Genomic DNA, 14,576 nt, shown 5'->3' with positions numbered 1-14,576 from the left:
CACGCCGGTCTGCAGCCCGCAGAGCAACGGGATGGCCGAGAGCTTCGTGAAGACCATGAAGCGCGACTATGTCGCCTTCATGCCCAAGCCTGATGCCGAGACGGCCGTTCGCAATCTGGCCATCGCCTTTGAGCATTACAACGAGCAGCACCCCCATAGCGCCCTGAATTACCGCTCGCCGCGGGAGTTCAGACGTGCGATGGCCTTATCAACCTAAGGGTGTGACCGTGTCCGGGGACACGGGGGCAAATCCAGTACATATCCGGCCACACGCCAAGGGGAAATGAATCGTAAGTTATTGATATCAAAGGATTTGTACTGATTAACAGTACCAAAAAAGCCCCCAATATCGGCACTTACCTGGCAGTCGTTCAAGGGTTTCCCGCCAATCGCAGGGTCCTGGGAGGCACCGCGCGAGTGACGCTGTTTTCCTCCTTACGAGGGCCGCGGTCTGCCTTTGATAGGCCCCGGACCGACCATCCGCTGGCGGACGTATGCGAGGGCGTCGGTATCTGCCAACGCCGGCAGCCAACTCAGCCGGGATCATGTGCGATCCAGCCCCGAACCGTCATGGCATTTTTGTGGTGTTCAAAAGATAATTGCGCACTGTAGTCAAAGATGAATGACAAAATGGACTTGTCCGCGAGTAACTCAAATAACCCACACATTCCTCGCATTGGAATGCTAGCGACCGTTCGTAACCGCCGTGGCGTAATCTCGGCTGTAGAACCCTTTGCTGCCTCCAAGACATCGGAATTGCTTCACCTTGTCACTATCGAGTTTAGTGACTCTGACGGCGACCCTGAGGAAACCCTGCTGTGGGAACGTGAACGGCGACCGGCGGTCCTGGAGCCCAACGCGCTGCCTCGTGTCGATGTCGATGCGCCAATGCGCATGCATGAGTTCCTGGCCTTGCAGCGGGCCACGCGCTGGACAGCCATCGCCCCCTTTCTTTCTGCAGACAACCCTGAACGCCAGGCCGAGCCTGTGCCCACCGCGCCAGTGTACGGCGCCGTCAGCGCGGACGATTTCCAACTCGTCCCCCTGGCCCGTGCCATGCGCATGCCCCGAGTGTCGCTGCTGCTGGCCGATGACGTCGGCCTGGGAAAAACCATCGAAGCCGGCCTGATCCTAGCTGAACTCGTGCGAAAACGCCGCATACGGCGCGTCCTGATCATCACGCCGGCCTCGCTGCGCACGCAGTGGCAGCAGGAAATGGAAGAGAAATTCTCGCTAGGCTTCGACATCGTGGACAAGGCTTCCACCCATCTCCTGCAAAAGGAGATGGGCCTGGATGCTAACCCATGGCGTGCGCTGCCACGGATCATCACCTCGTACCACTACCTGCGACAGCCCGATGTGCTGGAGCAGTTCATCGCCAACTGTCGATCGACGCAGACGCATCAGGGCGCACAGTTGCCCTGGGACCTATTGATCGTCGACGAAGCCCACAACCTGATGCCCTCCAACTTCGGCGAGGACAGCGACCTGGCCGAGATGTTGCGGTTGCTAACGCCGTGGTTCGAACATCGCCTGTTCTTGACGGCCACGCCGCACAACGGCCACACCCGCTGCTTCTCGGGCCTGCTGGAGCAGCTTGATCCGGTGCGGTTCACCCGCACGCCTGCTTTCACCGAGAAAGAGCGCACGATGATCGGCGACGTGCTGATCCGTCGCCTGAAGAGCGAGATCAACGCGCAGGACAAGGAGGCTGGCCGGCCGCCGCGCTTTGCCACCCGCTACCTGGAGCCGCTACCGCTCTACATGACGCGCGCCGAGAAGGAACTGGCCACCGCCGTACGGGCGTTCTGCGCAGCTTTAAAGCGCCAGATCATGGCCGCCCCTGAAGTCCGGGCAGTGCTGAACTTCGCCATCGAAGTGCTGCGCAAGCGGCTGCTTTCCAGCCCGGTCACCTTCGCCGACAGCTGGCTGCGCTTCAAGGCCGGCCTGGCCGCCCAAGATCAGACCCAGGCCAGCGAAGTGCTCGCTGCCCGGCGGGCCGTCGAGGAAGACATCGACGACGACCAGGAGCGTGAAAGCCGCAACCTGCACGCGGCTCACGTGGTCGGCGCGTGGATGCACCCGTACCTGGGGCAGCTCACCAAGGAGGTGGCTGCCGTGGATGCCGCGCTGCACGCGCTGAAGCTGACCGAGCTGCCGGTGACCACCAAGGTGCCCGCCGTCGATGCCCGGTTCGACCGTTTGAAGGAGCTGATTCGCCAACGCCTGCGCAACGCCGAGGCCTGGAACCCGGACGAGCGCCTGATTATCTTCACCGAGTACAAGACTACGCTGGACTACCTGGTGCATCGCCTGGAACGGGAGTTCGGTGTGGAGACCGGCGCCATCATCCAGCTCTATGGCGGCATGTCGGATGAAGAGCGGGAACGCATCAAGTTCGCGTTCAACGATCCGGCCTCGGCCGTCCAGATTCTGGTGGCCACTGATGCCGCATCCGAAGGCCTGAACCTGCAACATACCGCCCGGCTGCTGGTCCACTTCGAGATTCCGTGGAACCCGTCACGCCTGGAGCAACGCAACGGCCGTGTTGACCGGCACGGACAGGCGCGTGATGTCACCATCTACCACTTCGCCAGCGACGACGATGCTGACCTAGCTTTCGTCGCGCGCGTGCTGGAAAAGGTCAACGACATCCGTGAAGACCTAGGATCGGTGGGCGAGCTGTTCGATGCCGCTTTCCAGCGTCGCATGATGGAACTGAACGACGACCAGGACGTGCTGGCCGACCTGGACCGCGAGATCAGTACGCGCCAGCACGCCACCGACGACGCCCGCATGGTCACCGCCGAGCGTGGCATCGAAGACCGCGCCCTGTTGGAGCGCCTGCTGGTCGACCTAGACCTGACGCCGCAGACCCTGCAAGACACCCTGCGCATGGCCTTAGGCCTGGGCACCACACAAGAACCCCTGCAGGGCCCGGACGCTGCCGGCCGCATGCGGCTGCGCACGCCGCTGCCGGCGCGCTGGCAGGCCGTGGCCGACGACAGCCTGCGCCTGCGTGGCGACCGCGGTGTGGTCGGTGCCATGCCCTGGCTGGTGTTCGACAACCGCTACTTCATCCACACGGTCAACGGCCGCCCAGTGTTCCGGCCGTCACCGGACACCGTGCTCATGCACCTGGGCCATCCGGTGATGCGTCAGGCGCTGACCTCGTTTGCACGACTGCGATTCCCGGGTGGGCAAAGTGAGTTCGCGCCGCCCAGCCGTTGGGTGGTCACACGGGGCGCTGTGCCGGCTGGGGCCGACGCACTAGTACTACTGACCGTCGAAGAACTTGGTATTAACCAGCTGCGCGAGACGCTGCACCACTGGGTGCGCACGGTCGCCCTGCCTGTGACGGGTGGTGAGCTGGGTTCCATGCTCACCTATGCTGGGCCGCATGCAGGCGCGCAACCCGGCGCCGAAGAGCCGAACGGCGTGACGGTGGCCCGCGCCATCTGGGACGACATCGACGGCGACGTGAAAGCCTGGCTGAATGCCTACCGCTCACGCCTCACATCGACTCTGTCCGCTGAACTGAAAGCCGCTGGCGAAATGGCCACCGAGCACGAGAAGGCGGCCTTCGAGCGCCGCATCCGCGAGGTGGCCAGCTTGCAACGCGAGCAGAGCATTGAGAAGATCAAGCGCGAGATCGAAGAGCGCCGCACGCAGCAGCTTCAGTACTCGCTCCTGGAAGATGCCAACGAAAAAGCCGAGCGCGAACTGCGCGACCTGCAAGACGAACTCAAGCGCCGACAAGGCCAGTTTGGCGATCTGCTCGAACGCCTGACACAGGAACGAGAACGAATCCTCAAACACGTGATGCCGAACCGCTTTGCCTTACTGGGTTCCGCCCAGGTCTTCCCCGTGAGCATCGAAATCCGCCTGCCGGGGGTGACACAATGAGCATCGTCATCGACTGGTGGAGCAGCCTCAAGCACGGCGGCCTACTCATCGCCCCGGACCGGGTAGCCAGCGACCTCGCTGCCGAGCCGGCGCCGCTGCCCGCCTGGCGTGTCGAACGCCTGCGCCGTGCCGTCACGGCCTTCGACGGCAGCAACGAGCAACTAGGCGCGCTGCTGGACTTCGTACTACACGACCTGGCCGCGTTGCCGGACGATCAATGGCAGAAGGCCCAGGCCGTGGACGCATGCTGGAGTCTGCGCAGCTTCACCGGCGCCCTGATCAAGCCCCGCCGCCTGTGGCAAGGGCCGCAGGGCGAGGTGCTACCCGTGTTTGTGCCCGATGATGGCGCATCCCGTCAGTTCAGTGGGCGGCTGGGCGTGGGCCGCTCGCGGCAGCTGCTCAGCCGCGTGGTCGAGTGGCTGCGCCAGAAGCAGCAGCCCTTGGCATTGGTGACCAACGGCCGCCAGTGGCGCTTGGTGCACGTCGGCCAGGACTACGATGCCTGGTGTGAATGGGACATCGACCTGTGGTTCGTTGAAGGTGCTCCCGGCCCCCAGGTGATGGCCTGGCGCCAATTGATCAGCCGCGATGCGCTGGCCTGCAGTCCGGGCCAGGCTCAAGGACCGCTGCTCAGCGCCATCCTCGCGTCCCGCAAGGGCCAAGCCGACCTGTCTGCGGTTCTGGGCGAGCGCGTGCGCCAGGCCGTGGAAGAGCTGATCACGGCATCGCACGGGGCCATCGAGCAGGCCCAGCAGGCCGGCACCGCGCCGACCTATGCCGACCTCTACGTGGCCGGCTCGCGCATCGTGATGCGCTGCATCATCACGCTCTTCGCCGAGGCGCGGAACCTACTGCCGGTGGACAACCCGATCTACCAGCGCGCCTACAGCCTGGAGGGCCTGCGGCAGCACCTGGACCGTCGCGCCACGGGCCGCGGCAACGATCGCCTGTCCCAAAGCCGCAGCGCCTGGCCGCGCTTGATGGCCTTGTTCAGGCTGATCCACGAAGGCTCCTCGCACGAGGCGCTCCCGGTGCCGCACTACAGCGGTTCCCTGTTTGCGCCGGGCGATGCCTCGTCCAAGGATGGCATCGCCCGCGCCCTGGCCCTACTGGAAGGCCCGCAGAACGCCGTGACTGACCGCCAGGTGCAGCGCATGCTGCGCCTGCTCACGCGCACCCGGATGCGCGTGCGCCAGGGGCGCAGCAACAAGCTGGTCGACGCGCCGGTGGACTTTTCGGCGCTGTCGTCCGAGTACATCGGCATCCTGTACGAAGGCCTGCTGGACTTCGAGTTGAAGCAGGCCGCGGCCGATGACCCGGTCATCTTCCTGGCCGTGGGCAACGAGCCCGCTTTGACCCTGTCACAGCTTGAGGGCATGAGCGATGCGGTGATCAAGCAGCTGTTCGACGCGCTCAATAAGAAGGACAAGGCCGAAACGGGCGAGGACGACGGCGGCGACGCGGGTGACGACGGCGACGAAGGCGAGGAAGGCAACGAAGCCCCGGACGATGGCGCTGGGGATGAGGCCGACACAGGCACCGACGATGACGAAGCCGCTCCCGAGGACGGCAACACCGCCCGCACCCAGGGCCCTGACGACGATCTGATCCTCAGCCGAGACCACCTGGCGCGCGCCCAGGCCTGGCTGGAACGCGCCGCGGTGATCGCCGGCTTGGTGAAGAAGCCCCGGGGCCGCCGCGCCGCCAACGCCGCCACGGCAGACGATGCCAAGGCCCTGGCCAAGGCCACCCGCAGCCTGTGCGCCCGCCAGGTGGCCCCCGGTCAGTTCTACCTGGTGCGTTGGGGTGGTACACGTAAGGGCGCCGGCACCTTCTACACGCGCCCTCAGCTGGCTGCGCCTACGGTGCGGCGTGCCCTGCAGTCGCTGGCCTATGAGCCGATGGTCACCGAAGTGGACCCGCGCACCGGCCTGACCGAGGTGGTGGCGTGGCAACCGCGGCGGCCCGAAGCCATCCTGGCGCTCAAGGTGTGTGATCCGGCTATGGGCTCCGGCTCCTTCCTGGCCGGTGCGCTGCGCTACCTCACCGATGCGCTGGTTGCCTCGCTCTACCACCACAAGCTGATCGAGCGCGCCGAAGATGGCGGCGTGCCCCGCATGGCCGACGGCCAGATCAGCGAGGTGTTGAGCGATGAACTGCTGAAGTTGCGCCCCACCGATGAAGGCTTTGAAGACGCGCTGCGTGCCCAGCTGAAGCGACACATTGTCGAGCGCTGCCTGTATGGCGTGGACCTGGACCCGCTGGCGGTGGAGCTGGGGCGCATGGCCTTGTGGGTGGAAACCATGGACCGGGACCTGCCCTTCGGCTTCCTGGACCACAAGCTCAAGGTGGGCAATGCCCTGGTGGGCACCTGGTTCGACACCTACCGCGACTACCCGGCCCTGGCCTGGGAGCGCGAAGGTGGCGACAAGGATTACCAGAAGGACAAGCCGCAAAACCTCGTCAGCCACTTCTACACCGATGCTAGGGGCAAGAAGCGCGGCGACAAGTTCACCGCGGCCATCGGTACCCGCGGCAAGGCTGTGCCCGAGCAGCTGGTCCACCAGCTGAGTGGCCAGATGACACTGGGCGGCGCGCTGGAGGCTAGCGAGGTGCACGACGAGCTGCTGAAGGTCTTCCGCAAGCTGCACCGTCTGCCCGTGCACGACAGCGACCGTCGCGCCGCCGTCTACCGTGACGAGGTACTGGCCAACCCGCATTACCACGCCCTCAAGGCTCGCATGGACTTGTGGTGCGCACTGTGGTTCTGGCCCGGTGAATACATCGAGCTGGCGCCGCTGCCGCAGCAGTTCGGCCAGCCTGCGACTGAAGCGTTGGCCCTGGCCGCCGAGGTAGCAGCCCAGCGCCGCTTTTTCCATTGGGAACTGGAGTTCCCCGACGCGTTCACGGCCAGCCAGCAAGGCTTTGACGCGCTGCTGGGCAACCCGCCGTGGGAGATCCAGAAGCCCAGCTCCAAAGAGTTCTTCTCCAACCACGACCCGCTGTACCGGGCCTACGGCAAGCAGGAGGCACTTGCCAAGCAGATCGACTACTTCAAGTCCACGCCGAAGTTAGAACATGAATGGATCGCCTACGTGGGCGGGCTGAAGGCCATGTCGAACTGGGTGAAGTGCGTTGGCCAGCCCTTCGGCGACCGCGTGGTGACCGACAAGGACGGCAAGAAGAAGCACGACCTGAACCTGGGCGGCCGAGGCCGCGACAGCTTTGCCGTGTCACAACGGCTGCACGACAAATGGCTGGCTCAGCGCAAGAAGCGCAAGGGTTTTGCCGACAGCCACCACCCCTTCGTGCATCAGGGCTCGGCCGACCTGAACACCTACAAGATGTTCCTGGAGCTTAGCCATGCGCTGATGCGCCCGCACGGGCGCATGGGCATGATCGTACCCAGCGGCATCTACACCGATAAGGGAACCACCGGCCTGCGCGAGCTGTTCCTGGACCATTGTGATTGGCAATGGCTGTTCGGCTTTGAGAACCGCGAAGGCATTTTCGACATCCACCGTTCCTTCAAGTTCTGCCCACTGGTGATCCAGAAGACCGGGAGCACGCAAGCCATCCGCGCGGCCTTCATGCACCGCAACGTGGACGACTGGGCAGCAGCCGAACAGTACGTACTGGCCTACCCGCGCGAGCAGGTGGTCGAGTTCTCACCGTACTCCAAGGCGATCCTGGAAATCCGCAGCGAGCTGGACCTGCGGGTGCTGCAGAAGATCTACGCCAACGGCGTGTTGTTGGGCGACAAGAGCGAACGGGGCTGGGGCGTCAAGTACGCCCGCGAGTTCGATATGACCAACGACTCCAAGCTTTTCCCGCCTCGACCGAAGTGGGAGGAGAAGGGCTATCAGCCGGATGAGTACGGGCACTGGCTGAAGGGACCATGGCAGACCTACGACGGACCCGCCAATATCCTCGATCGACCCGCTGGCCTAGTGCTCTCGCTCGACGGGCGCCAGGCGCTCCACGTGGACCACCTCGAGGACGTGGCGCTGCCCCTTTTCCAGGGCGGCATGATCAACATCTTCGACAAGAACGCGTCGGGCTATGTCAGTAAGGTGAGTTCTCAGGCGACGTGGATGGCTTTGGAATTCGGCGCCAAGAAAGTGCTTCCGCAGTTCCTGGTTGGGCGAAGAACATGCCTTGATAGGGCGGACAAATGCAAGGCCGGGCTTAAGCTGGCCTTTCGTGACATAGCTAGAAACACAGACACCCGATCAGCAATCGGAAGTCTGATTTCTGGCTTTCCATGCGGCAACACCCTTGGAGTTTTTTCCGGTCGAGAAGACTCGGTCGCAGCAGTCGGATTTGCCTTTTCAACAATCGCATTCGACTGGCTGGTACGCAAGCGGCTCGGCGGCACACATATAAACCTTTTTGTCGCGGAGGAATGCGCCGTCTCGCAAAAATTCCGACAGGGCGTGAATGAATATACGCGGGCCCTCTTGGGACTGACGTTCCCGGATGAAATGAGCGCACGGGTGTGGGCTGACTTTGAGAGTCAGGTACGCAATCATCAATCGTGGCGTCGACTATGGGCGATTACGGCTCATGAACGAACCAGACTCAAGGCAATCCTCGAAGCAGTCGCGTTCCACTACTTTGGTCTCGGCCTCAGAGATGCCAGGGTGATTCTTGGCGACACGGACAGGCCTACGGCACAGCTAACAAATGATGCCTTCTGCAAGACGCTTGAACAGCGTGGCTTTTGGCGAATTGACAAGTACCAACCGCCGGAACTGAGGCATCCCGTTCTCGCGCTTATTGCTCTTCAGGATTTGGAGGCCAGAGGGCTTGCCGCCTTCTTGAGCCAGAACGAAGGTGAGGGTTGGCTGCTGCCCGAGACCTTACGTCTTTCCGACTACGGCCTCGGACACGACGACCGGGCAGCGGAAATGCAACCCGTCGCAACAGCTCTCGGCCCCCGCTTTTTGGATTGGCAACTGAGCGAAGATGTTGAACGGTCGTGGGACGAGTGCGCCAAGCATGCCGAATTGATTCGCCGAATCGTGCCGACGGAGGCGGACGGCGAATCGGAGAACACCGACGAGCATGCTTATGAGAACGAAGTGCCCATCTACAAGCAGGGAGGCTTGTTCTGATGCTGAACCCCATCACCTACACGGAGCAGGTCGTCGGAGACTTCCTGCGTTACCAGCTAAGCACCTACGCCTTCGCCGACACGGGCCTGTACCAGCAGATGCGAACGCTGCTCAACCTGGAGCACACCCGCAACACGCCGCTGATGAAGGGGCCGTACATCTCGCTGTCGCGCACCTTCCAGCAAGGTGCCACGCTTGAGCAGCTGGTGAGGGAAGGGGTGTTACATGCCCACATCCGCCAGTTGTCGCCGTACCCGGCGGCCTATCGGCACCAGGAGCAGGCCTTCCGCGCCATCCACGCGGGGCAGCCCACGCTGGTGGCCACGGGCACGGGCTCGGGCAAAACCGAGTCCTTCCTGTTCCCCATCATCAGCCGCTGCCTGCAACTGCGCGACCAAGGCGCGTCGGCGGGCATTACCGCCGTGATCGTCTACCCGATGAACGCGCTGGCCGAAGACCAGCTGCAACGCATGCGTGCGCTATTGGCCGGCACGGGCGTGACCTTCGGAATGTACGTGGGTAAGACGCCGCAGAAGGAATCCGACGTGGTGGGCGTTCGCCTGCCACCGGGTAGCACTTCGGCCGATTACCAGGCCAAGCTGGCAGAGATGCAGCACAAGAAACTGGACGTGGCCCTGCACCCCGCAGAGGAGCGCGTGAGCCGCGAAACCATGCGCACCCCTGGCCAGCAGCCGCGCATCCTGCTGACCAACGTCAAGCAGCTGGAACTGCTGCTGACCCGCCAGCACGACCTGGAGCTGTTCGACAACGCCCGGCTGGAATTCATGGTCTTCGACGAAGCCCACACTTTCACCGGGGCCCAAGGCGCCGAGACGGCCTGCCTGATCCGCCGTCTGCGTGCCTATTGCGGTAAAGACCAGGCTAGCACCACCTGCATCGCGACCTCGGCTACCATCGCCGACCCGGTCAAGGGGCTGGACGCTGGACGCGAGTTCGCCAGCCGCTTCTTCGGCGTGGATGGCAGTAATGTGGCGCTAGTGGGCGAGAGCTACGAGGCCGATGTGTGGGGCTCGCTGCGCACCGCCAGCCCGCCGCTGAATGGCAACCAGTCCGCGCAACTGCAGACCCTGCTGGAGGTGCTATCGCTGGTGGACCGCGAGGACGCGACGGACGGCGATGTGCAGGCTTTGCGCGTGTGGTTCACCACCGCTACCGGCAGCCGCCTGCAGCCTGGCCCCTGGCGCGAAGCCATCGGGCAGTGGATGAGCCACAACGAAGTGGCTTTCCAGATCGCCGAGGCGCTGAGCCGGCCGCGTGCACTGGACGATTTGCTAGCGGATCTGAGCACCAAGCTGGGCCGCAACATCTCGCAAGAAGAAATTCTGGTTTGGCTGGCCCTGGGCGCCGCCGCGCGCCAGGGCGGGCGACCGCTGCTGCGCCCGGTGGTGCACGGCTTTGTGCGGGGCGTGAGCGGTGCGGTGGTGACTTTCCCCGACCAGAGCAACGATGCCAAGCTATGGCTGTCTGCAGAGGATGCGCTGACTGAGAACGCCGATCTGCATCGCTTCCCGCTGCTGAGCTGCACCACCTGCGGCCAGCACTACTTCGAGCACGGGCTGGAGGACTTCGACTTCACAGGCCAGCGCCCGGGTGGGGGCACCGCCGAAGGCAAGGGCCGTGTGTGGCGTGGCGCCGAGATCAGCTTGGGTGGAGTGCGTGCCCTGTCGCTGGACCACCAAGTGGGTGCAGATGCCGAAGACGACCCCGTGCGTACCGAGACGTTATTTGCCTGCCGCTACTGCGGTACGGTGCACGACGATAACGCGGCCGAGTGCGCCGGTTGTGGCCGTAGCAAGGCGTTAAAGCCGCTGTACGTCGTCCAGCAAAAGAGCGAACACGTCGGCAAGTTGACCCGCTGTGTGTCCTGCGGCGCTGCGGGCCGGCGCTTTAGCGGCAATTATCGGGAGCCCGCCCGTCCGGTTCGCGCCACTACCGTGGCCGATGTACACGTGCTGGCCCAGAGCATGATTCACCGCGCCGAGCGACGCCGACTGCTGGTGTTTGCCGACAACCGACAGGACGCCGCCTTCCAGGCCGGCTGGATGCAAGACCGTTCGCGCCGCTACCGCTTCCGCGAACTGATCTACCAGAAGCTGAAGGCAGGCCCGATCTCTGTCAGTGACCTGACCTTGTGGCTGGACCAGCAACTCGACGCTGACGACGAATTGTCACGTGCGCTGATTCCGGAGGTCTGGCGTGTCGAACCCAAATCAGAGACGGGCCAAGCCCACGGCCAGGAGCGGAAGTGGTTTTTGCGCGTGCAGATCTTGCGCGAGCTTGCCATCGGTGGCCGGCAGCGTCTGGGCCTGGAGCCCATGGGTCGGCTGAAGGTGGATTACCTGGGCCTGACCGGCGAGCGACCGGAAATCAAGCGTTGGGCCGGCAAGATCGGCTGCGAAACGGAGGCGCTGGCCCAGGGTGTGGCGTCGCTCCTGGACGCCGCGCGTTCACGGCGCATGCTGTACGACGGTGTTACCGGTGTGTATTCGAAGGTTTGGATGGATGGAGAAAGAGAAGTCCTTCGGGGCTATCTGCCATCCATGAAGGGCGTGCCCTCAGCGCTGAAATTTCAGCGCGACGGACAAGATGATGAGACGCGTATCAAGCAGTGGTTCAGCATCTATGCCACAGTGGCCAAACAGGCAGCGCTGGCTTGGAGGGTTCCGGCAGACGAGGTCCCTGAATTCCTGGGCGAGATGTGGATGCTAGTGACCAACGAGTTGCTGCTCCTAGCGCCGGTGCAGCTCAAGGGCGCTCGCGGCAGGCCGCTGCCCGGCTGTGTTGGTGCCCATCAGGTGGACGTTGATCGTCTGATGATGCGACCTGACAAGGGCATGTACCGGTGCCAGACCTGTCGGCGCCTGCACAGTCGTCCCAATCCGACGCTATCGTGCATGGCCTGGCGCTGCGACGGAAAGCTGATGGCGGAGCCCGAAAATACGGACGATTACGACCTGTTGATGCTCGACCAGGAATTCGCCATGCTGCGCGCCAAGGAGCACTCAGCACAGATTCCCGGCCCCGACCGTGAACGTATCGAGAACGCTTTCAAGGGCGACAACGAGCGCATCAACACCTTGGTATGCACGCCGACCCTTGAGATGGGCGTGAACATTGGCGCGCTGGATGCGGTGCTGATGCGGAACGTGCCCCCGCTGCCGGCCAACTACTGGCAGCGTGCTGGGCGTGCTGGCCGCCAGTTCCGCATGGCTCTGGACATTACCTATGCCCGTGCGGCAAGCCACGATCGCGCCTACTTCAACGAACCGTTGAAAATGCTCGAGGGGCTGGTGGAACCACCCAGCTTCAACCTGCGTAACCCCATCATGGTAGCTAAGCATGTGCACGCGACAATGCTGACAGCCGTGTTCAAGATGTTGCGCGACAAGGAGTTGCCGCAGGGTGCGCTGGACGAACTGCAGGAGGCCGTGCGCAACTGCCTGCCGCAGCAGATCAAGACCTACTTGTTCACCCCGGAGGGCATGGTACGCCCCGCACCGATGAAGGTGACAGAACTGGGAACGGTGATCCTGAGGCATCGCCAGACCTTGCTGGCGGCCACGATGAATGCCTTCCAACAAGGGTGGCCTATCACCGATGCAGAGGTGGTCAGCCAGGTCAGCGTCGAGGCCATCATAGATGGACTGGCAAGTGAACTGCAAGCGGTGGTCGACCGCCTCTTCCAGCGGCTGCAGTGGGCATTGAATCAGCTGGAGCGGTTGCGCAAGGTGGCCAGCGCTAAGGGAGCACTTGACCCCGATGAAGAGGCATTGCGCAGCCGTTGCGAGCGCCTCGTCAAGAAATTGAAGGGAGAAGCGCACCGCCGTGCCAATCAGGCCGAGGGCGTCGACGACACGAACACCTACGGCGTGCTCGCTGCCGAAGGCTTCCTGCCGGGTTATGGCCTGGACACCGGCGCGGTCAGCATCACACACATTGCACCGCGCTACGGCTCGGACATTTCTGACTGGGAACTGCGGCGCAACAGCGCGCTGGCTGTGCGCGAGTACGTACCTGGCAATCTGATCTACGCCAACGCGCACAAGTTCGTGCCGCGCACGTTCCACCTAGTTCCGGAAGAGCCCATCGTGTTTGCGGTGGACCTGGCCAACGAGGCAATTCAGGAAACCGGTGGGCTGGGTAAAGCGGCCGCGCCAACGCAGGCCGAATCGGTGGGCGTATCCAGCTTATTTGGCGTGCAGGTGTGCGACGTGGATGCCCCCCACCAGTCGTACATCTCCGACGATGAGGATTACCGCTTCCAACTTCCTGTGGCTGTCTTTGGCCAGGACCAGGGGCGGCACTCCGGCGGCAAGGCTTACGAGTGGGGCAGCGCCGCCTTGCACCTAAAGCACGGCCTGCACATGCGCCTGGTTAACGTGGGCGCGGCATCGCAAGTTCGTTCGACCGGTGAGATGGGCTACCCGGTGTGCATGGTCTGCGGCCAGAGCCGCTCGCCGATGAGCACGCTCAAGGAGCTCAATGCGTTCAATGAGCACCACTTCGAGCGGTGTGGACGGCCCATCCAGAAGATTGCGTTCTATGCTGAGGTGGTGGCGGACGCGCTGGTGCTGCCGGACTGCACCTCGAAGGAGGCCGCGTACAGCGTGCTGGAGGCCCTGCGGCAAGGGGCTGCGGGCGTGCTTGACATGGAGATATCGGACCTGCAGGTGCAGGTGCTGGGCAAGCCAGGCGGCGAGAAGTTCGACGCCATTCTGTACGACCCCATGCCCGGCGGTTCCGGCCTACTGGAACAGTTGCTGGAGCATTGGCCTGCTGTGGTAAAGCACACATTGGTGCTGGTCGATGACTGTCCCTCGGCCTGCGACTCATCGTGCATCGACTGTCTACAAAACTTCCGTAATTCCTTCTACCATGAGCACCTGAACCGACACGTGGCGCTCGAACATCTCACAACATGGGGCGATGCCGTCTCGCTAAGCCATGATATTCCGCCTGTGTTGCCTGACGACAACCAGACGAAGAAGCCGGGCAATCCACCCGAGCAGCAACTGGTGGCAATGTTGAAAGCCGCCGGTCTGATGAGCTTCGAGACTGAACGTCCTATCGAGTTGAACGGCGGCATTGTCACCCGGCCTGATGTGTACTTCCATGCGCCCAACGATCAGTTCGAGGGTGTGTGCGTGTACCTGGACGGAATGAGCGAACATCTGCACGGCAACGTCCAAACGGCAGTGCAAGACCGGCAAATTCGTGACGAATTGCTGAACACCGACTACGAGGTAGTGGCGATCCAGTACCAAGAGCTATACGACAGGACCGTGATGCGCACGCACATGCGCCGCATCGCCAAGGCTGTCCTTGGCAAGTCTAAAGCCAAGGAAGTAGAAGCAGATGCCTCGTGGTTTGATGTAGTGACGTAACCCTACCTCAGGCTAGCTCAATATCAATCTCCCGGCCCTGGGGCCCCTCGAGGAAGCATTGGTGGAGAAATTCGATGAGAAGATTCGCGCGGACCGCGCCAAGCAGCTGTGCGGCCGGATGGCGCGGCAGATCATGGAGCGGGAGGCT

General features: G+C 63.2%; 4 protein-coding genes. All 4 read left to right on the top strand.

The features are described 5' to 3' along the window. Positions 1-217: integrase core domain-containing protein (locus tag AC1Q6V_RS28100; RefSeq protein WP_492316418.1), on the top strand; the 217-nt coding region annotated here is incomplete at its 5' end. 401 nt (positions 218-618) lie between these two features. Continuing rightward, positions 619-3,906: a DISARM system SNF2-like helicase DrmD gene (gene drmD, locus AC1Q6V_RS28095; RefSeq protein ID WP_454750886.1), complete on the top strand. Its 3,288-nt coding sequence runs from the start codon at positions 619-621 to the stop codon at positions 3,904-3,906. Beyond that, positions 3,903-9,023 carry an Eco57I restriction-modification methylase domain-containing protein gene (locus AC1Q6V_RS28090; protein ID WP_454750885.1) on the top strand — a complete coding sequence of 1,707 codons (5,121 nt, stop codon included), beginning with the start codon at positions 3,903-3,905 and terminating at the stop codon, positions 9,021-9,023. The genes drmD and AC1Q6V_RS28090 overlap by 4 nt, the downstream gene beginning before the upstream one ends. Then, positions 9,023-14,428 carry a DEAD/DEAH box helicase gene (locus tag AC1Q6V_RS28085; protein WP_454750884.1) on the top strand — a complete coding sequence of 1,802 codons (5,406 nt, stop codon included), beginning with the start codon at positions 9,023-9,025 and terminating at the stop codon, positions 14,426-14,428. Before AC1Q6V_RS28090 ends, AC1Q6V_RS28085 begins: the two co-directional genes overlap by 1 nt. Positions 14,429-14,576 lie beyond the last annotated feature (148 nt).

The organism is Cupriavidus sp. GW823-FHT07B10 (assembly GCF_058794355.1).
The sequence above is the reverse complement of the archived record's forward strand: the minus strand, read 5'-3'. Positions and strand labels throughout refer to the sequence as shown.